At 74.8% G+C, this 22,740-nt stretch carries 20 protein-coding genes; 10 read left to right on the top strand and 10 right to left on the bottom strand.

The genetic code is table 11. The features are described 5' to 3' along the window. The first annotated feature begins 142 nt into the window (after positions 1 to 142). The 3 genes from IE225_RS05090 to IE225_RS05080 all read left to right on the top strand — a co-directional run bounded on the left by IE225_RS05090 (position 143) and on the right by IE225_RS05080 (position 2,517). A complete protein-coding gene (locus IE225_RS05090) occupies positions 143 to 1,132 on the top strand; it encodes an N-acetylmuramoyl-L-alanine amidase (RefSeq protein ID WP_190056074.1) in 990 nt (329 codons plus the stop codon). A 121-nt stretch (positions 1,133 to 1,253) separates the two neighbouring features. Then, positions 1,254 to 2,069, top strand: coding sequence for a DUF5336 domain-containing protein (locus IE225_RS05085; protein WP_190056073.1), 816 nt, complete (start codon positions 1,254 to 1,256; stop codon positions 2,067 to 2,069). A 157-nt stretch (positions 2,070 to 2,226) separates the two neighbouring features. Then, entirely contained in the window at positions 2,227 to 2,517 is a 291-nt protein-coding gene (locus tag IE225_RS05080; RefSeq protein WP_190056072.1) for a hypothetical protein, read from the top strand. 167 nt (positions 2,518 to 2,684) lie between these two features. Here the strand turns inward: IE225_RS05080 and IE225_RS05075 are convergent, their stop codons facing one another. From IE225_RS05075 to IE225_RS05065, 3 genes are read right to left on the bottom strand one after another with little or no spacing between them, the layout of a single operon-like run. After that, positions 2,685 to 3,755, bottom strand: coding sequence for a prenyltransferase/squalene oxidase repeat-containing protein (locus tag IE225_RS05075; RefSeq protein ID WP_190056071.1), 1,071 nt, complete (start codon positions 3,753 to 3,755; stop codon positions 2,685 to 2,687). Continuing rightward, a complete protein-coding gene (locus tag IE225_RS05070) occupies positions 3,752 to 4,486 on the bottom strand; it encodes a class I SAM-dependent methyltransferase (RefSeq protein ID WP_190056070.1) in 735 nt (244 codons plus the stop codon). The genes IE225_RS05075 and IE225_RS05070 overlap by 4 nt, the downstream gene beginning before the upstream one ends. Beyond that, positions 4,480 to 6,024 carry a glycosyltransferase family 4 protein gene (locus tag IE225_RS05065; protein ID WP_190056069.1) on the bottom strand — a complete coding sequence of 515 codons (1,545 nt, stop codon included), beginning with the start codon at positions 6,022 to 6,024 and terminating at the stop codon, positions 4,480 to 4,482. The genes IE225_RS05070 and IE225_RS05065 overlap by 7 nt, the downstream gene beginning before the upstream one ends. A gap of 340 nt (positions 6,025 to 6,364) precedes the next feature. Here IE225_RS05065 and IE225_RS05060 point away from each other — a divergent pair, with 340 nt between their 5' ends. After that, entirely contained in the window at positions 6,365 to 7,015 is a 651-nt protein-coding gene (locus tag IE225_RS05060; protein WP_190056068.1) for a TetR family transcriptional regulator, read from the top strand. A gap of 445 nt (positions 7,016 to 7,460) precedes the next feature. Next, positions 7,461 to 7,886, top strand: coding sequence for an aggregation-promoting factor C-terminal-like domain-containing protein (locus IE225_RS05055; protein ID WP_190056067.1), 426 nt, complete (start codon positions 7,461 to 7,463; stop codon positions 7,884 to 7,886). A 370-nt stretch (positions 7,887 to 8,256) separates the two neighbouring features. Here IE225_RS05055 and IE225_RS32840 read toward each other — a convergent pair whose 3' ends face one another. Then, positions 8,257 to 10,020: a glycosyltransferase family 39 protein gene (locus IE225_RS32840; RefSeq protein WP_229879241.1), complete on the bottom strand. Its 1,764-nt coding sequence runs from the start codon at positions 10,018 to 10,020 to the stop codon at positions 8,257 to 8,259. Further along, positions 10,017 to 12,128: a bifunctional glycosyltransferase 87/phosphatase PAP2 family protein gene (locus IE225_RS05045; protein WP_190056066.1), complete on the bottom strand. Its 2,112-nt coding sequence runs from the start codon at positions 12,126 to 12,128 to the stop codon at positions 10,017 to 10,019. Before IE225_RS05045 ends, IE225_RS32840 begins: the two co-directional genes overlap by 4 nt. A gap of 407 nt (positions 12,129 to 12,535) precedes the next feature. Here IE225_RS05045 and proP point away from each other — a divergent pair, with 407 nt between their 5' ends. Then, positions 12,536 to 13,918 (top strand): glycine betaine/L-proline transporter ProP, encoded by a 1,383-nt coding sequence (proP, locus tag IE225_RS05040; RefSeq protein WP_190056065.1) that lies wholly within the window; start codon positions 12,536 to 12,538, stop codon positions 13,916 to 13,918. 165 nt (positions 13,919 to 14,083) lie between these two features. After that, positions 14,084 to 14,755 (top strand): O-methyltransferase, encoded by a 672-nt coding sequence (locus IE225_RS05035; RefSeq protein WP_190056064.1) that lies wholly within the window; start codon positions 14,084 to 14,086, stop codon positions 14,753 to 14,755. A 72-nt stretch (positions 14,756 to 14,827) separates the two neighbouring features. On the opposite strand, the gene IE225_RS05030 is transcribed toward IE225_RS05035, so the two are convergent. Continuing rightward, positions 14,828 to 15,220: an FHA domain-containing protein gene (locus IE225_RS05030; protein WP_190056063.1), complete on the bottom strand. Its 393-nt coding sequence runs from the start codon at positions 15,218 to 15,220 to the stop codon at positions 14,828 to 14,830. 212 nt (positions 15,221 to 15,432) lie between these two features. Here IE225_RS05030 and IE225_RS05025 point away from each other — a divergent pair, with 212 nt between their 5' ends. Further along, positions 15,433 to 15,843, top strand: a complete 411-nt coding sequence (locus IE225_RS05025; protein WP_190056062.1) for a DnaJ family domain-containing protein — start codon at positions 15,433 to 15,435, stop codon at positions 15,841 to 15,843. A 141-nt stretch (positions 15,844 to 15,984) separates the two neighbouring features. Here the strand turns inward: IE225_RS05025 and IE225_RS33685 are convergent, their stop codons facing one another. Further along, positions 15,985 to 16,689 carry a hypothetical protein gene (locus tag IE225_RS33685; protein WP_268249987.1) on the bottom strand — a complete coding sequence of 235 codons (705 nt, stop codon included), beginning with the start codon at positions 16,687 to 16,689 and terminating at the stop codon, positions 15,985 to 15,987. 5 nt (positions 16,690 to 16,694) lie between these two features. Then, complete coding sequence (locus tag IE225_RS05015; RefSeq protein WP_190056061.1) at positions 16,695 to 17,390, bottom strand: hypothetical protein; 696 nt, start codon at positions 17,388 to 17,390, stop codon at positions 16,695 to 16,697. A gap of 191 nt (positions 17,391 to 17,581) precedes the next feature. On the opposite strand from IE225_RS05015, the gene IE225_RS05010 reads away from it, so the two are divergent. Continuing rightward, positions 17,582 to 18,103 carry a GNAT family N-acetyltransferase gene (locus IE225_RS05010; protein WP_190056060.1) on the top strand — a complete coding sequence of 174 codons (522 nt, stop codon included), beginning with the start codon at positions 17,582 to 17,584 and terminating at the stop codon, positions 18,101 to 18,103. Positions 18,104 to 18,262: 159 nt separating this feature from the next. Here IE225_RS05010 and IE225_RS05005 read toward each other — a convergent pair whose 3' ends face one another. Further along, positions 18,263 to 20,356, bottom strand: coding sequence for an MDR family MFS transporter (locus tag IE225_RS05005; protein WP_190056059.1), 2,094 nt, complete (start codon positions 20,354 to 20,356; stop codon positions 18,263 to 18,265). 233 nt (positions 20,357 to 20,589) lie between these two features. On the opposite strand from IE225_RS05005, the gene IE225_RS05000 reads away from it, so the two are divergent. Next, complete coding sequence (locus IE225_RS05000; protein WP_229879239.1) at positions 20,590 to 21,762, top strand: peptidoglycan-binding domain-containing protein; 1,173 nt, start codon at positions 20,590 to 20,592, stop codon at positions 21,760 to 21,762. A gap of 177 nt (positions 21,763 to 21,939) precedes the next feature. On the opposite strand, the gene IE225_RS04995 is transcribed toward IE225_RS05000, so the two are convergent. Next, complete coding sequence (locus IE225_RS04995; protein WP_190056057.1) at positions 21,940 to 22,599, bottom strand: HAD family hydrolase; 660 nt, start codon at positions 22,597 to 22,599, stop codon at positions 21,940 to 21,942. Between the last annotated feature and the right edge of the window lie 141 nt (positions 22,600 to 22,740).

Below are 22,740 nucleotides of genomic sequence, written 5' to 3'. Positions count from 1 at the left end.
CGTCCGGCACCATGCGCTCCACAATCCCCACGGACACAGGCTAGCGACCCAAATGAGATGACTTCTTAGAGCCGCTGACCGCGACGTGGTGGACATCTCAGGGACCCTGCGGAGCCCTCGGACTGCCCGTAAGGTGGCAGGCGTGTCGTACACAGGCCCTGGCTTCGATCCCCCGCCCTCCCGCCGTCCCCGGCGCGCGCCGCTGACCGTCGTGGTCGCCGCGCTGGTGCCGGGCGCGCTGCTCGGCTGGTTCGTGTACGCGGCGGTGGGCGACCACGGCGGCGGGCACGGCGACGGCGCGGCGACGCTGCGCGCGGCGCCGTCCGCCACCGCGCCGTCCCCCGGCCGGGACGCCGCCGGGGCGGCGCCCTCGCCCGGCTACCCCACCGACTCCGCCTCGGCGTCCGTCCCCGTGGACGGCAAGGGGCCCGGCGCGTCCTCCGCGCCGGCCGCCACCGGCCCCCTCAAGGGCAAGGTCGTCGTCATCGACCCGGGTCACAACCCGGGCAACTTCCGGCACACGGTGCAGATCAACCGGCAGGTGGACATCGGCACCCACCGCAAGGAGTGCGACACCACCGGCACGTCCACCAACTCCGGTTACACCGAGGCGCAGTTCACGCTGGACGTGGCCCGGCGGCTGCGGACGCTGCTGCAACGGCAGGGCGCCACGGTGAAACTGACGCAGGACGGGGACCGGCCCTGGGGCCCGTGTGTGGACGAGCGCGCCCGGATCGGCAACACGGCCCACGCGGACGCGGCGATCTCGATCCACGCCGACGGCTCGGCGGCCGGCAACCGCGGCTTCCACGTGATCCTGCCGGCGTCCGTGCACGCCGGTGCCGCCGACACCCGCCCGATCACCGCCGCCTCCCGCGCACTGGGCGAGCGCGTCGTCGGCCGCTTCGTCCGCGCCACCGGCATGGCGCCCGCCAACTACGTCGGCGACGGCACCGGCCTCGTCACGCGCGGGGACCTGGGCGGTCTCAATCTGTCAACGGTTCCCAAGGTGTTCGTCGAGTGCGGCAACATGCGCGATAGCAAGGACGCGGCACTCCTGACCAGCGGCACCTGGCGGCAGAAGGCGGCACAGGGGATCTCCGAGGGCATCGCGGGTTTCCTGGGCGGGTGAGGGGATGCACGCGCCGATCCCGGGGGACGGCCCGATCGTACGGACGATAGGGTCGCCCGCAGGGGCGAGTTGGTGACGCGACGCCTCTGCCGACGACGAGACGACCTACGAAGGACCTGAAGTGAACATCCGCTCCCTCACTCGGGGCGACGGCGTGGTGATCGGAGCAGCGGTGGTGCTGTTCATCGCGTCGTTCCTCGACATCTACTCGCTCGACAACGCGCCGGACGGCATCAGCATCCCCAGCGCCTGGAGCAGCGGACCGCTTCTGCTGAGCGTCTTCCTGGCCGGCATCATCGGCGCCGCGCTCGTGGTCGTCTCGCGGGCGCTGCCCGCGCAGCGCAAGGTCGCGGGCCTCGAACTCGGCCAGTTCGGCGCGGCGTTCGCGGTGTTCGCCGCCTGGAGCGCGCTCGGCAACGTCTTCGACCCGATGGGCGGCGTGGACAACGTCGGCTCCGTTTCGGACAACGGCGTCAGCGCGGGCACCGGTCTCATCCTCGGTCTGATCGCCGCCCTCGTCATGGCCGCCGCCGCCGTCGCCACCCCCCTCGTCCCCGCCCTGCAGGCCCCCCTGATCCCCGCTCCCAAGCCGCCCGCTCCGCAGCCCTACGGCGCCCCGCCGCAGGGCGGTTACGGCTACCCGGGGGCGCAGCCCTACGGCGGCCGGCCGCAGCAGGGGCAGCAGCCGTTCGGGGGCCAGCCACAGCAGGGCCAGCAGCCGCCGCAGGCGCCGGCCGCCGGGTTCTCGCCGTTCTGGTTCGCGGTGCCGCAGCCGCGCCCGCTGTACGCGGAGGACGGCTCGCCCACGCCGATCGCGGAACTGTCGCCGGGCGTGTGGTACCTGGCGGTCGACCAGCGCGGCCCGGGTCTGCTGACGGAGCTGCAGGACGGCCGCCGGGGCGTGCTGCAGGACACGTCGAACATCCAGCGCGGCTGAACGCCGGTCACCGCGTCCACGGCCCCTCGCCCCCGCGGGCGGGGGGCCGTTGCCGTGCGGATGGCGCCCGCGGCGGGTGCCCGCCGGGCGCCGGTGAAGTCCAACTCGCCGCGGATGTGTGGGGTTTCGGCGGGGATTCAGCGGCAACCCGAAGGACATGTCCCCTCGATATCGCCACGGTTCCAACTCCGCGGGGGCGGTCATCGCGGTGATCGCGGACGTGATGGCCGTCATCCTCGGCCTGTGGATCCTCATGTATCTGCTGGACGCGAACCGGGCCAACGACCTGGTCCAGTTCGTGCACAACGCGGCCGACGTGCTCGCCGGCTGGTCGCGTGACCTGTTCACCTTCGACGAGGCGTGGGCCCGCGTGGTCTGCGGTTACGGCCTGGCCGCGGTCGTGTACCTGTTCGTGGGGCACGCCATCGCCAACCGCATGCACCACTGAGACCCGCTGAGACCCGCTGAGACCCGCTGAGATCCACTGTGATCCACTGAGGCCCCCGGGAGACCCGCTGGGACGGCGACGGCGCGCGGCTCGGTCGCGGCAGCCGACCCAACCGGACCAGTCGGCGCAACCGGACCAGCCGGTCCAGCCGGTCTCCACGTCGCGGCTCAGTCGCAGCAGCCGGTCTCCAGGCCGCGGGGCAGGTGCTCGCCGCCGAACACGGCGCACGTGGCCTCGTGGCCGCCGAGGGCGGCGACGGCCAGCAGCAGGGAGCCGGCCGTCCAGGTGGTCAGCTCCCGCGGCCAGATCGCGTCGTCGTCGAAGACGTAGCCCGTCCAGTACAGGCCGGACTCGGGATCCCGCAGGTGCTGGATGGACTGCAGCACCTCCAGCGCCCGGTCGGACTCGCCCGTCGCCCACAGGGCCAGGGCGAGTTCGGCGGACTCGCCGCCCGTCACCCACGGGTTGGGCACGACGCAGCGCACCCCGAGGCCGGGCACCACGAACCTCTCCCAGCCCTCCTCGATGCGCGCCTTGGCCTCGGCGCCGGTCACCGCACCGCCGAGGACGGGGTAGTACCAGTCCATCGAGTAGCGGCCCTTGTCGAGGAACCGCTCGGGGTGCCGGCGGATCGCGTGGCGCACCGCGCCCACCGCCAACTCCCAGTCGGGCTGTGGTTCCTCGCGGTGCTCGGCGATCGCCAGGGCGCACCGCAGGGCGTGGTGCACGGAGGAGCAGCCGGTCAGCAGCGCCTCGGTGGCGGCGGTGCCGTCGGCCTCACGCTTCCAGCCGATCTGCCCGCCGGGCTGCTGCAGCCGCAGCACGAACTCCACGGCCGCGTACACCACCGGCCACATGCCGTCCAGGAAGGTGTCGTCGCCGGTGGACAGGTAGTGGTGCCACACCCCGACGGCCACGTAGGCGACGAAGTTGGTCTCCTTGCCGACGTCGGTGACCTCGCGCGGGTCGCCGTCGGCGTAGGCGGCGTACCAGGAGCCGTCCTCGTTCTGGTGCCGGGCCAGCCACCGGTAGGCCCGCTCGGCGGCCTCGTGCTCGCCGGCCGCGTCCAGCGCCATGGCGGCCTCGACGTGGTCCCACGGGTCGAGGTGGTGGCCGCGGAACCACGGGATGGCGCCGTCCGCGCGCTGCCCGGCGAGGATGCCGCGCACGGTGGCGGCGGCCTGTTCGGCGGTGAGCACCCCGGGCAGGACGAGGTGTTCGGTGCGGGGTGTGGTCACTGCGCGTCCACCCGGGGCAGGTGCGGCTTGGTCGCGTAGGCCACGAAGCTCTTGCCGATCAGCGGGTTGAGGGCCTGCTCGGCGAGCCGGGTCGCCAGCGGCTTCTTCATGATGTCCCAGACCAGCAGCTTGTGGTACGCGCGCACCGGCAGCGCCTTGTCGTTGTCGACGCCGAAGGCGCACTTCAGCCACCAGTACGGCGCGTGCAGCGCGTGCGCGTGGTGGGTGCCGTACGGCTCCAGGCCCGCCCCGCGCATCTTCGCCAGCAGCTCGTCCGCCTTGTAGATGCGGATGTGGCCGCCCTCGACCTCGTGGTAGGCGTCGGACAGCGCCCAGCAGATCCGCTCCGGCAGGTAGCGCGGGACGGTGACGGCGATGCGGCCGCCGGGCTTCAGCACCCGCACCATCTCCGCCAGTACGCCCTTGTCGTCGGGGATGTGCTCCATCACCTCGGAGATGATCACGACGTCGAACGACTCGTCGGGGAACGGCAGCGCGAGCGCGTCGCCCTCCAGGGCGGTGGCGGTGGCCCCGGCGGGCGCCTCGCCGGCCTCCTTCATCGCCGCGAACCACTTGGCGACCTCGCGGATCTCCTCGCCGTTGCGGTCCAGCGCCACGACCCGCGCGCCGCGCCGGTAGCACTCGAAGGCGTGCCGGCCGGCGCCGCAGCCGAGGTCCAGGACGCGGTCGCCGGGCGCGAGCGGGAACCGGGAGAAGTCGACGGTCAGCACGTGGCCCTGCTTTCGGAGTAGACGGTTTCTGAGGCGGCGGCCGCCTGCGGCGTGACCGCTTCCGGCACGGCTGCTTCCGGCACGGCTGCTTCCGGTACGGCTGCTTCCGGTACGGCTGCTTCCGGTACGGCTGTTTCCGGTACGGCGGCTTCCGGCACGGCCGCTCCCGCCGTGGCCGCTCCCGGCGCGGCGGCCGGGGCGGTGCGGCGGCCGGGGGCGCGCCCCGGGGCGGGCCGCGCGGCGCGGGCGAGGGCCTCGCGGTAGTGCTCCACCGTCCCCTGCGCGGCCCGCGCCCAGGTGAAGCGGCGCAGCACCCGCTCCCGGCCCGCCCGGCCCAGCCGGGCGCGCAGCTCCGGATCGCCCAGCAGCCGGGCCAGCGCGGCGGCCAGCGCGCCCGCGTCGCCGGGCGGCACCGCCAGGCAGGTCTCCCCGTCGGGGCCGGCGACCTCGGGGATGGCGCCACCGGTGGTGGCCACCAGCGGGGTTCCGGTGGCCATCGCCTCGGCGGCCGGCAGCGAGAAGCCCTCGTACAGCGACGGCACGCACGCGACCTCGGCCGAGCGCACCAGGTCGACGAGTTCGGCGTCGGAGACGCCCTTGACGAACTCGACGGCGTGGGCGAGGCCGTAGCGTTCGATCGCCTGGGCGACCGGGCCCTCGGTGGGGCGCTTGCCGACGACGACGAGGTGGGCGCCGGGCTGCTCGGTGCGCAGCTTGGCGAGCGCCTCGACGAGGAACACCAGGCCCTTGAGGGGGACGTCGGCGCTGGAGGTGGTGACGATCCGGCCCGGCACCCTGGGCACGGACGGGTCCGGTGCGAACAGGTCGGTGTCGGCGCCGATGTGGACGACGTGGACGCGCTCGGGGCGCACGCCGAGGTGGTCGACTATCTCCTGCCGGGAGGTGCCGGAGACGGTGAGCACGGAGGGCAGGCGGCGGGCGACGCGCCGCTGCATGCGGGTGAAGCCGTACCAGCGGCGCACGGACAGCCGCCGCTGCCAGGTCTCGGCCGCGTCCAGCTCCAACTGCCGGTCGACGGTGATCGGGTGGTGGATCGTGGTCACCAGCGGGGCGCCCAGGTCGCCCAGCAGGCCGTAGCCCAGGGTCTGGTTGTCGTGGACGACGTCGAACTCGCCGCGCCGGGCGCGCAGATGGCGGCGGGCGCGCAGGGAGAACGTCAGCGGCTCGGGGAAGCCGCCGGTCCACATGGTGGCGACCTCCAGGACGTCGATCCAGTCGCGGTACTCCTCCCGCGCCGGGGTGCGGAAGGGGTCCGGCTGGCGGTAGAGGTCGAGGCTGGGCAGCTCGGTCAGGCTCAGCCCGTCGTAGCCCTCGTCCAGGACCGGGTAGGGCTGGGCGCCGATGACCTCGACGCGGTGGCCGAGGCGGGCCAGTTCGCGCGAGAGGTGGCGGACGTAGACGCCCTGGCCGCCGCAGAACGGGTTCCCCTTGTAGGTGAGGAGCGCGATGTTGAGCGGTCGCTCGCCGTCGGCGGCCGGGTCGGTGCGAGGACCCGCCTCCCTGGCCTCAGCGGTCACTCCGGGCCCCCTTCTGACTGCATTTGTCCCGCAACATCACACTGGGACGCTAACCTGGAACAAGTTTCAGACTTGATCGTCCGGGAGGCTCTGAATCTACCGGCAGGTAAAGGCGCTGTGAGCAGTGGATCAGGTGATTCACGCCACGACCGGCGCCGGGCCGGACCGTACGGCCGCTCCCCCTCACCACCGTCACCACCACTGCGACCGCGACCGCCACCACGACCACGACCGCCGTCGCACCCACGACCACGACCGCCGTCACGCCCACGCCCACCGTCACGCCTACGACCACGATCGCCGTCACCATCGCCACTGTCACGGAACGGACCGGAACCCCATGCCTGCGGAAGCCGAGAAGGAGAAGGCCGGGACCGGGCGGCCCGCGCCGCCCGCCGCCGAGCGGCCGTCGCCGCCGCTGACGCAGCGGCAGCAGGCGCGCCGCCGCCGCATCCTGCGCGCCGGCGCGCACCTGGCCTGCCGGGGCGGGTTCGAGGCGGTGCAGATGCGGGAGGTCGCGGAGTCCTCGCAGGTGGCGCTGGGCACGCTGTACCGCTACTTCCCGTCCAAGATCCACCTGCTGGTCGCCGTCATGCAGGACCAGCTGGAGCGCCTGCACGCCACCCTGCGCAAGCAGCCGCCCGCGGGCGACACGGCCGCCGAGCGGGTCGCCGAGACCCTGATGCGCGCCTTCGGCGCCCTGCGGCGCGAACCCCACCTCGCCGAGGCCATGGTCCGCGCCCTCACCTTCGCCGACCGCAGCGTCAGCGCCGAGGCCGACCAGGTCTCCCGCCGCACCACGGCGATCATCCTGGACGCGACGGGCCTGGAGCACCCCACCCCCGAGCAGTTGTCCGCCGTCCGCGTCGTCGGGCACACCTGGCACTCGGCCCTGATCACCTGGCTCTCCGGCCGGGCGTCCATCGCCCAGGTGAGAACCGACATCGAGACGGCGTGCCGGCTGCTCGACCTGATGTCGTCCGACGGCTGATCCGACGGCTGATCCGACGACTGAGGAGAAACCGGCGGCCCCCGCGCGGGGCTCCCCGGCGGCGCCGGTCGCACGGCTCCCCTCGACCGCCGGATCGCCGGCCGCGCGCCCCCGGCCGGCTCCCGCCCCCGAGACCCGGGTCACATCCGGGGCGTGGGAAACCTGTTTCCGGAGTGAAGCGCCCCACATGACCTACGTCACCTACGACGCGCCGTAGTGGACGCGCCGGGGTTCCGGCAGCGGCCGTACGGCACTTCTGACCTGGGCGTTGAGAGGCCGGTCACAGATCCGGCCTTCCCGCTCAATGCGACGTCCACTAGTAAAAGGGGTGATTGCGGACGATCGACAGGGGCTGTTTCTCTGTACCGGCCATCAGGCGCCGCCGTCCCCACGGGCCGCGGCGCCGACGCATGCCCGCCCCGTCCACGGGGCCGCCCTGTCCCCCATGAACGAGGTTTCCGCCGTGTCCGTCTCCCTCATACGCCGTCTCGCGTCTCCCAGGAAGGCCCTCGCCGGTGCCGCCGTGGCCGTCGCCGCCTGCGGCACGCTGTTCGCCGCCGCGCCCGCGCAGGCCGCGTCCGCCGCTTCGGCCCAGGCGATCGCGCAGAAGATGATCGGGAACTCGGCCCAGTACCGGTGCTTCTCGAACATCGTCCAGCGCGAGAGCGGCTGGAACGTGACCGCCACCAACGCCTCCAGCGGCGCCTACGGCCTGGTGCAGGCCCTGCCGGGCTCCAAGATGGCCTCCGCCGGCGCCGACTGGAAGACCAACCCGGCCACCCAGATCAAGTGGGGCCTGAACTACATGAAGTCCCGCTACGGCAGCCCGTGCGGCGCCTGGAGCTTCTGGCAGGCCAACGGCTGGTACTGAGCCGGCCGACCCCGGCGCCCGGCCACCACGATCCGGTGTCCGGCCACCATGGCTCGGCGTCCGGCCACCACGGACGGGCACCCGGCCGCCACGGCCCGGCGTCCGGCCACCACGGCCGGGCACCCGGCCGCCGCGATCCGGCGTTCGTCCGTCACCGCGGCGGCGCGTCGCCGATGCCGCTCCGCGCCCTGCCGGTACACGGCAGTCATGGAGGCGGCGGCCCTCCGATCCCCGGGGCCGCCGCCTCCGCCGTACCCCGGCCCCCCGACATCCCGGCACCCGGCCCCCCGACATCCCGGCCCCCCGACATCCCGGCACCCCGGCACCCCGGCATCCCGGCGCCCTCTGCGGGCCCCGTCCCGCCCCGCCGTCACCCCGCGCAGTGCCCGGCGCGGGCGTAGACCACCACCTGGGCCCCGTGCAGACGCGTGCGCCGGCAGACCCGGAACGAGGTCTGCAGCGTCCGGCGCTTGACCGCCTCCCGCGGGAACGGGTCGAGCGGCTGCCCCGGGGGATCCATCAGGGCGATCACGCGGTCGGCGCCCAGCAGCCGCCGCCGGATCACGGACGCGGGCAGTTCGGTGCCCTCCAGCGTGCCCGAGGCCGTCGGCGACTCGGCCAGCGCCACGTCCCGGACGCGGGCGTACACCGCCGGGTACGACAGCAGCCACTCCCGGCGCCGGGCCGGCATGAACAGGGCGACGTCACCGGGACGTGCGGCGCGCCGCACCGCCCCGGCCACCGCGACCACGTCGTCCTTGCGGCTCTGCGGGGAGCGGACCAGCAGCGACCACGGCAGCAGGACGGCCACGGCCGCCGTCGCGAGCAGGGCCGCCGTCAGCGCCCGTACGGCGGGGGCCGACCGGTGCCGGCGGGCCAGCGCCCGGTCCAGGGCCGCCCCGGCCGGCAGGGCGAGGCCCGTCATGCCGTACAGCACGTACCGGTCGACGTACCACGGCTCGATCAGGGAGACCGTCATCAGCAGCCCGGCCGGGGCGACGAGCAGCGGCAGCGCCACGGCGACCAGGGTCCGCATCCGGTCACGGCCCGGGTCCGGGTCCGGCTCCGGGGCCGGGTCCGGGTCCGGCTCCGGGGCCGGGTCCGGGTCCGGCTCCGGGGCCGAGTCCGGGTCCATGTCCGAGTCCGGGGCCGCCTCCAAGCCCAAGTCCGAGTCCGGCTTCGAATCCGGGTCCATGTCCGGGTCCGGCTCCGAATCCGGGTCCGCCTCCGGGCCAGAGTCCGCCTCCGGGTCCGCGGCCCCGCGCGGCAGCAGGAACCGGGCCAGCAGCAGCCCCGCCGCCGACACCGCCAGGAACTGCAGCCACAGGGCGGCGCCGGGGCGCCCGAGCCAGCCCAGTTGCCGGTCCGACTGGCCGGCGCTCACGTACACCAGCGGCGCCAGGCTCGCCAGCGCCGCGCCCGCCGCCGTGGCCCAGCGCCGCCGGGTCGCGCGCGGTGCGCCCAGGCGCCACAGCGTCAGGCCGTGGGCGAGGACGGCGAGCGCGGCGAACTCGTGCAGCCAGCAGGCGAGCGAGAGGAGCCCGCCGTACGCCGGCCACCAGCGCGTCTCCCCGTCCGCCGCGCGGACGAAGCAGTACGTCGCCCACGTCACCGCCGCGCACACCAGCGCGTAGGAGCGGCCCTCCTGCGCGTACTGCTGGACGATCGGCAGGGCGGCGAAGACCAGGCCCGCCAGCATCCCGGCCCGCGTCCCGGCCAGCCGGCGGCCGAGGGCGCCGACGCCGGCGGCGGCCAGGGCCGTCGCCGCGACCGACGGCAGGCGCAGCGCGGTGAGGCCGCCGTCCCAGAGGTGGAACACGGCGTGCAGGAGCAGGTAGTAGAGGCCGTGGACGGCGTCGATGTGACCGAGGAGGCGCCACAGGTCGGCGAGGGAGCGGTGGGCCACCTGGTAGGTGACCGACTCGTCGCGCCACATGCTGTGGTGCCGGTCGAGGTCCCACAGGCCGAGCACGGTGGCCGCGAGGGCGGGGACGAGCAGGGCGGGGAGAGAGGGGCCGACGGGGAGAGAGGGGCCGGCCGGGCGGGCGGCGGGCCGGCCGCGGGAGACGGCGGTGTCCGCCCGCGTCTCCCGCGTCTCCCGCGTCTCCCGCGTCTCCCGTGCCCCCGGGGTCATCGGCCGGCGCCGACCGCCGCCGGACCCTCGGGGCCGCCCGGCGGCGGGGACGTGCGGGGGGCGGCCGTCTCGGCCGCCGGCTCCTCGCCGCGGATCGCGCGCGGCCCGGTGAGCAGGTACGTCAGCCCGAACCCGGTGCCGATCACCGCGGCGCCGCCGACCGCGTCGAGGACCCAGTGGTTGGCGGTGGCGACGATCGCGCAGACCGTGAAGAACGGGTGCAGCAGGCCCAGCGCCTTCACCCACCGGCGGCGCGCCACCACGGCGACGACGATGCCGCACCACAGGGACCAGCCGAAGTGCAGGGACGGCATGGCGGCGTACTGGTTGGTGACGGCCGTCATCATGCCGTAGTCCGGCTTGGAGAAGTCCTGCACGCCGTGCACGGTGTCGATGAAGCCCAGGTCCGGCATGAGCCGGGGCGGGGCGAGCGGGTAGAGCCAGAAGCCGAGCAGGCCGAGCAGCGTGCCGAGGCCGAGCGTGGTGCGCGCCCAGCGGTAGTCCACGGGGTTGCGGGCGTAGAGGACGGCGAGGAGGGTCAGCGGCACCACGAAGTGGAACGACTCGTAGTAGAAGCCGAGGAAGTGCTCCAGCCAGGGGACGCGCACCACCGTGTGGTTGGCCCAGTGCTCGACGTCCAGGGACAGGGCCTGTTCCAGGCGGTGGATCTGGTGGCCGTGCGCCTCGGCGGTGGCGCGGCCGCCCTGTGCCGCGGCGCGGATCGAGGAGTAGGCGGCGTAGGTCACCCGGATCAGCAGCAGCTCCAGCAGCAGGTTCGGGCGGCTGAGCGCCCGGCGCAGGAACGGCAGCAGCGGCACGTGCCGCAGGCGGGCCGGGGCGGGCGTGGCGTACCGCGTGGGGACCGGCGTGCGGTAGTAGGGGGAGGTGCGGGGCAGGAACGGGACGGCGGTGGCGGCGGCGAGGGCGGCGAGCAGGACGACGTCGTCGCGCAGCGGCTGCAGCGCCGCCATGTTGGGCAGCAGCATCCGCGACGGCAGGGTCATGACGAGGACGACGGCGACCGGCCACACGTACCGGTCCGCGGCGCGCCGGCCGACCCGGCCGACGACCGCGAGCAGCACCCACAGCAGCTGGTGCTGCCAGGCGGTGGGCGACACGGCGATCGCGGCGCAGCCGGTGACGGCCACGGCGAGCAGCAGCTGCCCGTCGCGGGCGTAGCGGACGGCGCGGCGCACGCCGAGGGCGGCGACGACCGTGCCCAGCGCGAAGAACAGGCCGATCTCGGCCGGGCCGGTCGGGCCCAGGCGCAGCAGGGCGCCGTGCAGCGACTGGTTGGCGAGGTCGTCGGCCCGGCCGCCGAGGCCGACGCCGGCCATGTGGTGCACCCAGTAGGTGTACGAGTCGTGCGGCATCACCGCCCACGCCAGCACGGTGCACCCGGCGAACACGGCGGTGGACGACAGCGCCGCGCGCCGCCGCCCGGTCAGCCACAGCAGCGGCGCGAACAGCAGGAGCGTCGGCTGCAGCGCCGCCGCCACGCCGATCAGCGCGCCGCTCGCCCGCTGCCCGCGCACGGTGAAGCAGCCGAGCAGGACCAGCAGCACCGGGATGATGCTGGTCTGGCCGAGCCACAGCGCGCTGCGCACCGGCAGCGACAGCATCAGCAGGCTGATCGCGACCGGCGCGGCCAGCAGGGAGGTGCGGCGGCTCACGGGCTGCGGCAGGGCGCGGGCGGCGATCAGCCCGAGCGCGACGACGAGCAGCAGCGTGCCGAAGGTCCAGCCCCAGCCGAGGGCCTGCTCGGCGGCCCGGGTGAGCGGCTTGAGGACGAGTCCGCCGAACGGGGTGCCGGTGAAGCGCGTCGAGTCGTACAGCGAGCCCTTCACGTGCAACACGCCGTGCGGCCCGACCCACGTCTCCAGGTCCGTCAGCCGCTGCCCGCGGGGGGTGGCGAGGACGACGGTCATCTGGCGGGCGGCGAGCAGCGCGGCCACCAGCCAGAGCCCGAGGCGGGCCGCGCGCAGGCGGGCCCCGGCCTCGACGGCACCGGTCCCGACGGCACCGGCCCCGAAAGCTCCCGCCGCGCCGGCCGCCGCCGCGCCCGCCGCTCCTGCCGGTCGTCGCCCGCTGCGCTCCACGTTCGCCACGCCCCGTCGGCCTCCCGCCCCGTCCGTCCCACGCGTCACAGGCGTGGGGTCCTGTGCGCAGCCTATGGCCGGCACCGCCCCCCGGGTGAGACGCGGAAAACCCCGTCTTCACCTGTCGTCCACCCGCCTCCGGTCCGCATGACGATAGTCGGGAGGGGATGGGGTTGCCCGCACGGGGCGCGACAAAGATCACATCCGGAGCCGGGGAGTCCGCCTTGATCGCGGGCAGAAGCACCTGGACAGACGACATTTTGCTGCATCATGCATCTAATTGGCCACGATCCGTGATCCCTCCCGGGCCTCCTACGGTGGCCGTATCCACCCTTTGTCCCCCTTTTCGGCCCGCACGTCAGCGCCGCCGTGCGGGCCCGGCCCCTGTCCCCGTCGAAAGGTAGGCGAGCACCGTCTTGGCGAGCGTCACAGCCGTCGCGCAGTCCGGGAAGCACCCCCACGGCACCCCCGCCGTCACCGAGCCGGCCCTCGTCCGGCGCGCCGTGAAGGCCGCCGCACTCGGCAACGCCATGGAGTGGTTCGACTTCGGTGTCTACAGCTACCTCGCGGTCATCCTGGGCAAGGTCTTCTTCCCCTCCGGCAACCCCACCGCCCAGCTGCTGTCCACGTTCGGCGCCTTCGCCGCGGCCTTCCTGGTGCGCCCGCTCGGCGGCATGGTCTTCGGCCCGCTCGGCGACCGCGTCGGACGCCAGAAGGTCCTCGCCATCACCATGATCATGATGGCCGCGGGCACCTTCGCCATCGGCCTGATCCCGTCCTACGCCACCATCGGCGTCGGCGCGCCGCTGCTCCTGCTGGCCGCCCGCCTCGTGCAGGGCTTCTCCACCGGCGGCGAGTACGCCGGCGCGTCCACCTTCATCGCCGAGTACGCCCCCGACCGGCGGCGCGGCTTCCTCGGCAGCTGGCTGGAGTTCGGCACGCTGGCCGGCTACCTCGGCGGCGCGGGCCTGGTGACCGTCATGACGGCCCTGCTGCCCGCCGGCGACCTGGTCTCCTGGGGCTGGCGCGTCCCCTTCCTCATCGCCGGACCCATGGGCGTCATCGGCCTCTACCTGCGGCTGCGCCTGGAGGAGACCCCGGCGTTCGCCGCCGAGGTGGAGAAGGCCGAGGCGCGCCGCCCGAAGGCGCCGCTGCGCGAGATGATCACCGGCCAGTGGAAGGCGCTGCTGCTGTGCATGGGCCTGGTGCTGGTCTTCAACGTCACCGACTACATGCTGCTGTCGTACATGCCGAGCTACCTCACCAGTGAGCTCCACTACGACGAGACCCACGGCCTGCTGGTCGTCCTCGGCGTGATGGCCCTGATGATGGTCGTCCAGCCCTTCGCGGGCGCCCTGACCGACCGCGTGGGCCGCCGCCCGGTGATCGCGGCGGGCTGCGCCGGCTTCCTGCTGCTGTCCGTCCCGGCCCTGCTGCTGATCCGCCAGGGCAGCCTGACCGCCGTCGCCCTGGGCATGGGCGCGCTCGGCCTGCTCCTGGTGTGCTTCACGGCCGCCATGCCCTCGGCCCTGCCGGCCCTGTTCCCGACCCGGGTGCGCTACGGCTCCCTCTCCATCGGCTTCAACGTCTCCGTCTCCCTCTTCGGCGGCACGACGCCGCTGGCGGTGACCGCGCTGATCGGCGCCACGGGCAACGTCATGATGCCGGCGTACTACATGATGGCCGCGGCGGTGATCGGCGGCGTCGCCGCCTGGTACATGGCCGAGTCGGCCGGGCGCCCGCTCCCGGGCTCGGCCCCGGCCCTCGAGCGGGGCGAGCGGAGCGAGCGGTCCCGGTGACACCCCGGCCCGGTCCCGGCCCCCTCGGGGCGGCCGGGACCGGGGAGCGGGGGAAAGCCGGCGGGGAGCGGGGGAAAAGTTCCGAGCGGGGAACCCACACGCGGCTATATTCGTTAGCACGACTAGTTAGAATGACTAATTAGCGCGCCGACGAAAGGCACCGGCATGAGCCAGCCGCAGCGATGGGGCGAGGTGGACGCCTACTTCAGCGCCCACCTCGCCCCCGACGACGAGCCCCTCCGGGCGGCCCTGCGCGACAGCGAGGCCGCCGGGCTGCCCCCCGTGAACGTCACGGCGACGCAGGGCAAGCTGCTCCAGTTGCTGGCGCAGATCCAGGGCGCGCGCACCATCCTGGAGATCGGCACCCTGGGCGGCTACAGCACGATCTGGCTGGCCCGCGCCCTGCCCGCCGGGGGCCGCCTGGTCTCCCTGGAGTACAGCGCCCGGCACGCGCAGGTCGCCACCCGCAACCTCGCCCGGGCCGGGCTGGACGGTGTGGCCGAGGTCCGCGTCGGCCCGGCCCTGGAGCTGCTGCCGAAGCTCGCCGACGAGCAGCCGCCCCCCTTCGACCTGGTCTTCATCGACGCCGACAAGGGCAACAACCCGCACTACCTCGACTGGGCGCTCGCGCTCACCCGCCCCGGCAGCCTGATCGTCGTGGACAACGTGGTGCGCGACGGCCGCGTCGCCGACGCCGGCAGCACCGCCCCGGACGTGCGGGGCAGCCGCGCCGCGATCGAGCTGATCGGCTCCCACCCCCGCCTGTCGGGCACCGCGATCCAGACGGTCGGCAGCAAGGGCTACGACGGTTTCGCCCTGGCCCGGGTGGTGGCATGACGGGCCGGGTGGCGGCGTGACGGGCCGTGCGAAAGAAGGCAGGGCGGCGTGACGGGCCGGGGCCCGCCCGGCTCACGCCTCGTGGTAGAAGCCGACGTTGACGCTGCGCGGACCGGTGCGCTCCTGGATCACGAGCTCCCCGGCCTCGCCGCGCGGCAGCGGCACGGTCTGGCCGTAGGCGAGCGGCTGCGCGTACTCGCCGACCACGAGCCGCACCGCCGAGGCCGGGTCGGGCTGCGAGCCGCGCAGCCACGTCACGTGCCAGGTGTCGTCCGGCCCGCACTGGAACTCCAGGTGGACCCGGGAGACGAACAGCCAGTCGTCCGGCGTGACCAGCCGGCACACGGCCCGGTCCCGGCCCACCCGCAGCACGCTCCCCGGGTCGCTGGGCGCCTCGGCCATCGACATGCCGGCCGTGGCGCCCGCGTCCGTCCCGGAGACGGAGGCCATGGTGAGTTCGAGCACGTGCGCTCCTTCTGATCGTGGCGCGGGCCGGGCGTGGCCCCGGGCGCGGTCACGGCCCGGCGGTGGCGTGCCGCACGCGCGGCACCGCCGTCGCCGTCCACCCCCTGGCACCGCGTCGTCGTCCGTACGCGGTGGCCGGATCGGTGCACCGCGGCGGCATGATAAAGCGCCCGGCCGCGCCGTGTCCGGCACAAGAAGGACACAATGGTCCCATGGCCGATCGCAAGCCGCCCGGGGTTCCCTTCGAGTCCTGGGTGGAGAAGCAGATCCGGGACGCGCAGGCGCGGGGCGACTTCGACCGGCTGCCCGGCGCGGGCAAGCCCCTGCCGGAGATTGTCGACGCGCCGTACGACGAGCTGTGGTGGGTCAAGCGGAAGCCGGCCCGCGAGGGCCTGTCCGTGCTGCCGCCGACGCTCGCCCTGCGCAAGGAGGCCGAGGACGCACTGGAGGCGGCCCTGCGGGCGCCCTCCGAGCAGCGCGCCCGGAAGATCGTCGAGGACGTCAACGTCAAGATCCGCGACGTCCTGTTCAAGCCGCCGCCCGGCCCTCCGCTCGGCATGAAGCCGTACGACGTCGAGGAGGTCGTACGGCGCCGGCGGGAGCGCCGGAAGGCGGCGGAGTGAGCCACGGGCCCGGGGCCCGGAATCGGGCGCCGGACCCGTGGGGTGGGCCCCTGGGATGGACCCGTGGGGTGGAAGCCGACTCGGGTCCGTGAGGCGGGAGTCGGCTCGGGTCCGGGGGGCGGGTGTCGGCCCGGAGCCGGGTCAGAAGTGCAGCAGCCGCTGCGCCAGTTCGCGGTAGTCGCGCAGGGCCAGGCGCAGCTGCTCGGTGTCGGTGCTCGTGGCAGGACCGCCCTCGTCGGCGGACTGCCAGGCGGTCCGCAGGGTGCGGCGGCGGTGTGCCAGGGCCTCGGTGAAGCGGGAGGCGAGCTCCTCCAGCACGTGGTCCGCCTCCTGCACGGCCTCCCGGGGCCCGTCGACGAACCCGGTCACCGCGTGCTGCAGCCGCTGCGCCAGTTTGTCGCACTCCTCCCGCGCCAGCAGCCGCCCGCCGGACGCCGGGCCGGTGTCACCGGCCGGGGTCTCGGCCCCGCCCGGGGCCTTGGACCCGCCCGGACTCCGGTCCCGCTCGACGGCGGCCGCCGCGCCGGCCGGCGCGGTGGTCGCGGCCGGCGCGGCCCCGCCGTCCCGGCCGCCCTCGGTCTCGCCGCCGAACACGGTGTCGTGCCCACTGACGTGACCGGTGCCGTGCCCGGTGTCGTGACCGGTGCCGTGCCCGGTGTCGGAGTCCCGTCCGGCGGTGTCGGCGCCGGACGTGTCGAGCCCGGCGCGGTCGGCGCGGTCGGTGCGGTCGGTGCCGACGGCGTCGTCGGTCCTGTCGGTGCCCTTGATGTCCTCGGCGCCCTCGGTGCCCTTGGCGCCGGTCTTCCCGGTCCTGCCGGCGCCCGTGCCGGGTGTCAGGTCGCTCATGGCGTTCAACTCTCCTTCGCCTGCCGCCGGTGGAGGCCCCACGCCAGGTGCGGACGGCCGCCGGAACGGGCCGGGGCCCGGTCGGACGCGTCCGTCCGGCGGCCCTCGCCGAGGGCGGCGCGGTGGCGGCCGGAGTCGCGGGACGGGCTCAGCAGCGCCTCGAAGAGGGCCCGGGCCTCCACCATGGCCGCGCGGAGTCCCTCGGTGCCGGCGCCGGCCCCGGCCGCGCCGTCCGCCGGGGGCTGCAGGACGGAGTGGACGCGCCGGTAGCCGTGGACGTGGTGCGGGTGATGGACGGACAGCGCCTCGATCCGCTCGTCGTGGCGGTCGCCGTCCGGGTAGCCGCGGGCCGCGGCGAGTTCGGCGATCAGCCGGTCCGCCTCGGCCACCGCCTCGCGCGGCGCGTCGACGAACCGCTCCTGCGCGGCGGTCCACCGCGCCTCGAACCGCTCCCGTTCCCCGGCCGTCAGCGGCCGTTCGCGCAGCGCGCCGTGCCGTTCCACGCGCGCGGCCAGTTCGCGTTCGGCGGCTTTGGCGTCGCCGCCGTGCCGGGCGAGCGTGCGCTCGTACTCCGGCCCGAAGCGCCGCTTCAGGTTCCGGCCGCCGTGCGGGTCGCGCCGCGCCCGCAGTGTCAGGGCGGCCGCCACCAGGACGACGGCCGCGACGATCACGATCAGAGCGATGATCAGCCCTGTGGACATGGATGCCTTCCGGTGTCTCGCCGGTCTCTCGCCGGTGTTCGGCCCAATCCGCCCGAGTGCCGGGCGGGTTAGCCATGCGGGTTGCCCGGACGGAGATCGGCAAACGGCACCCGCCCGCACGGGCGGACCGCAAGCCGCCCACCGGGTCATCGGCTTGCGGCCACCGTCTCCCCCGCTGCCACCATGACCGCATGACGCCTCCTGCGGCCACCGCGTGGTCAACCGCCCCCGAAGCCCTCGACTCCCCCGCCGCCACCGCACTCTGGCGGGCGTACTGCACGGAGATCAACGACCGCTGGTACCTGCGGTACGAGGGGAGACGCACCGACCCCGCCGAGCTGGAGCGCGAGATCGCCGCGCAGCCCGGCACCGACCTGGCGCCGCCGCGAGGGCGGCTGCTGGTGGCGCGGTACGGCGGCGAGCCGGCCGGCACGACGGGGGTGCGGCTGCTGGACGCGGCGACGGCCGAGCTCACGCGCGTGTACGTGCGCCCGGAGCTGCGCGGCAGGGGCGGTGCGGCGCTGCTGGTGCGGGCGGCGGAGGACGCCGCGCGGGCGCTCGGTGCCCGGCGGATCGCCCTGGACACGCGCAGCGACCTGGTGGAGGCGCGGGCGCTGTACGCGCGGCTGGGCTACGCGGAGACGGCGCCGCACAACGACGCGCCGTACGCGGAGCACTGGTTCGGCAAGAGCCTGACCACCCGAGCCTTCTGAACCGCCCGGACCGCCCGGACCGTACGGACCACCCGGACCGTACGGACCGTCTGGACCGTACGGACCGTCTGGACCATACGGGTCATTCGAGTCGTCCGGGCCACCCGAGCCGCCCGGACCGTCCGGGACTCCGGCGCCCGAAGTTCAGGAGCCCGGGGTTCAGGCGCCCCCGCCCGCCCTCGCCCGAGGCCCCCTCGCCCGAGGCTCCCTCGCCTGCGGCCGCTCCCGGTCCGAGCCGCACAGTTCGGCGGTCAGCTCCCCGACCAGCCGGACGAGGTCGGTGGGGCGGTCGGGGCCCCACCAGTCGCCGAGCAGTTCGGCGAGGGACTCCTCGCGGGCCCGGGCCAGGTGCCCGGCGACCTCCAGGCCCCGGGCGGTCGGGACGAGGTCGAGGCCGCGGCGCTCGGCCAGGTGGCGTTCCTCCAGCTGGCGGGCGGCCTCCAGGACGACGGAGAGGGGCACCGGGCCGCCCTCGGCGAGGACGGCGGGCTCCACCGAGCCGTGCTTCCTGACGCGCAGCAGCAGCCAGCTCGCGGCGGGCAGCAGGTCGTAGCCGGCCCGTTCGGTGATCCGGCGGTAGACCTCGCGCCGTCCCTCCCGGGTGCCGAGGACGGACAGCGCGCGGCACACCTCGTCGTAGGAGGACCGCTGGACCGGGTTGCTGGCGTAGGTCTCCGTGCCGTCGGGGGCCGTGACCGAGCCGCGCAGCCGGTCCTCCTTCAGGAACCAGGCGAGGAGGAAGGCGACGGCGGCGACCGGGGCGGCGTAGAGGAAGACGTCGGTGATGGCGGTCGAGTAGGCGTGCAGCGCGGCCGGGCGCAGCGCCGGCGGCAGGGCGGCGATGCCACGCGGGTCCGACTCGAGCGCGCCGGCGCTCACCCCGGCCGGCAGCCGTACGCCCCGGAAGGCGTCGGCGAGTTCGCCGCTGAGCCGGTGGGCGAAGACGGTGCCGAAGACGGCGACGCCGAAGGAGGCGCCGATGGAGCGGAAGAAGGTGGCGCCGGAGGTGGCCACGCCCAGGTCCTCGTAGGAGACGGCGTTCTGCACGATGAGGACCAGCACCTGCATGACCAGGCCGAGCCCGAGGCCGAAGACGAGGAAGGAGGCGCTCGTCCCGGCGGTGGAGCTGTGCTCGTCCAACTGGTGCAGCAGGAGCAGGCCCACGGTGGTGACGGCGGTGCCGGTGACCGGGAACACCTTCCAGCGGCCGGTGCGGCTGACGACCTGCCCGGAGAAGGTGGAGGACAGCAGCAGCCCGAACACCATCGGCAGCATGTGCACGCCGGACAGGGTCGGCGACACGCCGTGGACGACCTGCAGGAACGTCGGCAGGTAGGTCAACGCGCCGAACATCGCGAAGCCGACGACGAAGCTGATGACGGCCGACAGGGTGAAGGTGCGGATGCGGAACAGCTTCAGCGGCAGGACGGGTTCGGCGGCGCGCCGCTCCACCGCCGTGAACACCGCCGCCAGCACCACGCCCAGCACCGCCAGCCCGATGATCTGCGCCGAGTCCCAGGCCCAGGTGGTGCCGCCGAGGGAGGCGACCAGGACGAGGCAGGTGGCGACGGAGGCGATGAGGAAGGTGCCGAGGTAGTCGATGGTGTGCCGGGTGGTCAGGCGCGGGATGCGCAGGGCGCCCGCGATCACCGCGAGGGCGACGACGCCGACGGGCAGGTTGACGTAGAACACCCAGCGCCAGCTCAGGTGTTCGGTGAGCAGCCCGCCCAGCAGCGGCCCCAGCACGCTGGTCGCGCCGAAGACGGCACCGAACAGGCCCTGGTAGCGGCCGCGTTCGCGAGGCGGGACGAGGTCGCCGACGATCGCCATGGACAGCACCATCAGCCCGCCGCCGCCCAGGCCCTGCAGCGCGCGGAAGGCGATCAGCTGGGGCATGTTCTGCGCCATCCCGCACAGCGCCGACCCCACCAGGAAGATCGCGACGGCGGCCTGGAACAGCCGTTTGCGTCCGTACTGGTCACCGAGCTTTCCCCACAGCGGGGTCGCCGCGGTCGAGGCCAGCAGGTACGCGGTGACCACCCACGACAGGTGCGCCAGGCCGCCGAGGTCGCTGACGATGGTCGGCAGCGCCGTCGACACGATCGTCTGGTCGAGGGCGGCGAGCAGCATCCCGAGCAGCAGGGCGCCGATCGGGACGAGGACGTTGCGGGGCACGTGCTCCCCGGTGCCGGAGGCGGCGCCGGTCCCGGCGCGCATCGGCTGATCCGTCCTGCCCTGCACTTCCCCGGCCATGGCGACCTCCCGCGGTGTCGGGTTGCGGTACCGCTGTCCATCGTGGTCCGTGTGACCCGTTACGGCCTCCCGAGTCCTGCCGAGTCCTACCGAGTCCTGCCGGCTCCTCCGCCGCGCGGCTGCCCGCCGTGGCGCCTTGTTTTCGCCGGAAGCGACGATTCCGGGGAGGTGGGCGAAAACTTGTGCGGAAGATGCGCATAATCCCGGGAGCCACCGGGGGAGGGAACGGACGCGTGGAACAGCCGCAGGGGTACGCCTGTCCGGAGTGCGGCACGCCGCGGGCACCGGACCACACCTCGTCGTGCGCCTGCGCCGAGCGCGCCTCCGAGGCCCACCGGGAGAACCGTACGGCCGCGGCGGCCGCGGCGGAGGACTTCGATCCGCTGCGCATACGGCCCTACGTCGCGCTCGACGGCGTCCGGCAGCCGGCGGCGACACACGACACCGCGGAGCCCGCAGGGCTCGCGGTGCCTGCGGTGCCTGCGGTACCTGAGGAACCCACGGAACCGGATCCGGAGCCCGCGTCCGGCGCCCGCCCCGGCACGGACCCGGGCGCCGGAGCCCGTACCGGCACTGCCGCCGGCCCCGGCACCGGCACCGGCACCGGCCCCGACACGGACGCCGGAACCGGTGAGCGGACCGTTCCGCTGCCGACGGTCGGTCCGAGCCCCGCCGGCGCCGCCCCCGCCGGCTCCTCCGGTTCCGGCGGCTCCCGCGTCGCCGAGGACTCCTCCGGCGTACCGCCGTCCTCGCCGTCCCCGGCCGTGCCCGTACCCGTGCCTGTCTCCGGTGCCGGGCGCCGTCGGCCGCGCCGCACTCTCCTGGTGGCCGCCGGCGCGGCCGCCGTCACCTCGCTGGTGGCGGCCGGGGTCGCCGGCGGTCTGCTCGCCTACCGGCCGCCGGCGCACGACGACGCCCTGCCGGACGACATCCGCGCGAGCGTGCCCGACACGACCGTCGACGCCCCGCCCGCCACACCGGCCAGGCCGGTGCCGCCCGCCGCCGGCACCACCGCGCCCCCGTCCACGTCCCCCTCCCCGAGCACCAGCCCCTCCCCCACCGCGTCGCCCTCGGCGTCCACCGCCTCCCCGACCCGGACCGGACCGGCACCCACGGCCACCACCGGCACTCCCGGCCCCACGGCCACCGCCGGCGACGGCGGCGGTGACCGCCGGAGCGAGCCCCCCGTGCTCCGGCGGGGCGACTCCGGTCCCGAGGTGACCGAACTACAGCTCCGCCTGCGCCAGGTGTACCTGTACAGCGGCGAGGCCGACGGTGTCTTCGGTTCCCAGGTCGAGAATGCCGTCCGCACCTATCAGCTGTCCCGCAACGTCCAGGGCGACGAACCGGGGGTGTACGGCCCGGCCACCCGCGCCCGCCTGGAGTCGGAGACGCAGGAGCCCTGACCGGCGCGTCCCCCGCCGCCTCCCGTCCCGCGCACAGCCGGTTCCGCCCCGATTCCCCACTTCCGCGTGCGGCCCGCCCGGTTCCGCCCCCATTCCGCGTGCAGCTCGCCTGGCTCCGCCCCTGTTCCGTGTGCGGCCCGGTCCCGTCCCTGTCCCGCGTACGGCCCGGTTCCGCCCCTATCCCACGTGCAGCCGGATCCACCCCTGCCCGGCGCGCTCCACCCGGATCTGCCGCAGGTCCGTCACGAGCGCGTCCGGTGCGTGCCGGGCGGCGCGCGGGCCGACGCCGACGACGCGCATGCCGGCGGCGCGGGCGGCGGTGATGCCGGCGCCGGAGTCCTCGAAGGCGACGCAGTCGGCGGGGGCGACGCCCAGTTCCGCGGCGCCCTTGAGGAAGCCCTCGGGGTCGGGCTTGCTGGCGCCGACGGACTCGGCGGTGACGCGCACGTCGGGCAGCGGCAGGCCGGCGGCGGCCATGCGGGCGGTGGACAGGCCGATGTCGGCGGAGGTGACCAGGGCGTGCGGCAGGCCGCGCAGGGAGGCGAGGAACTCGGGGGCGCCGGGGATGGCGACGACGCCGTCCGTGTCGGCGGTCTCCTCGGCGAGCATGCGCGCGTTGTCGGCGAGGTTCTGCTCCATGGGCCGGTCGGGCAGCAGCAGCGCCATGGAGGCGTAGCCCTGGCGGCCGTGGACGACCTTCATGACCTCGTCGCCGTCGAGGCCGTGCCGGTCGGCCCAGCGGCGCCAGACGCGTTCGACGGCGGCGTCGGAGTTGACCAGGGTGCCGTCCATGTCGAGCAGGAGGGCGCGGGCGGTGAGCACGGTGGTGGCCGTCATCGGCAGCTCCAGGGCTCCAGGGTTTCGGTATTTCGAGGCTTCGGGGCTTCTCGGGACGTCGGGACTTCGGGTGCGGGGCGAGCAGGGGACTCGGGCCGCACGGCGAGGGGCGTGGCGAGGGGGCGCGGGGCGGCCCCGGAG

Source organism: Streptomyces echinoruber (assembly GCF_014651135.1).
Classification (GTDB): Bacteria; Actinomycetota; Actinomycetes; order Streptomycetales; family Streptomycetaceae; genus Streptomyces; species Streptomyces echinoruber.
Note: the sequence above shows the minus strand (reverse complement) of the source record. Positions and strands in the feature narration are given on the sequence as shown.

Coding starts and splice junctions, on each gene's coding strand:
- IE225_RS05015 (WP_190056061.1), bottom strand. CDS start 17,390: ATGTCCACAGGGCTGATCATCGCTCTGATCGTGATCGTCGCGGCCGTC.
- IE225_RS05060 (WP_190056068.1), top strand. CDS start 6,365: ATGCCTGCGGAAGCCGAGAAGGAGAAGGCCGGGACCGGGCGGCCCGCG.
- IE225_RS04995 (WP_190056057.1), bottom strand. CDS start 22,599: ATGACGGCCACCACCGTGCTCACCGCCCGCGCCCTCCTGCTCGACATG.
- IE225_RS05010 (WP_190056060.1), top strand. CDS start 17,582: ATGACGCCTCCTGCGGCCACCGCGTGGTCAACCGCCCCCGAAGCCCTC.
- IE225_RS32840 (WP_229879241.1), bottom strand. CDS start 10,020: ATGACCCCGGGGGCACGGGAGACGCGGGAGACGCGGGAGACGCGGGAG.
- IE225_RS05055 (WP_190056067.1), top strand. CDS start 7,461: ATGAACGAGGTTTCCGCCGTGTCCGTCTCCCTCATACGCCGTCTCGCG.
- IE225_RS05080 (WP_190056072.1), top strand. CDS start 2,227: ATGTCCCCTCGATATCGCCACGGTTCCAACTCCGCGGGGGCGGTCATC.
- IE225_RS05005 (WP_190056059.1), bottom strand. CDS start 20,356: ATGGCCGGGGAAGTGCAGGGCAGGACGGATCAGCCGATGCGCGCCGGG.
- IE225_RS33685 (WP_268249987.1), bottom strand. CDS start 16,689: ATGAGCGACCTGACACCCGGCACGGGCGCCGGCAGGACCGGGAAGACC.
- IE225_RS05025 (WP_190056062.1), top strand. CDS start 15,433: ATGGCCGATCGCAAGCCGCCCGGGGTTCCCTTCGAGTCCTGGGTGGAG.
- IE225_RS05035 (WP_190056064.1), top strand. CDS start 14,084: ATGAGCCAGCCGCAGCGATGGGGCGAGGTGGACGCCTACTTCAGCGCC.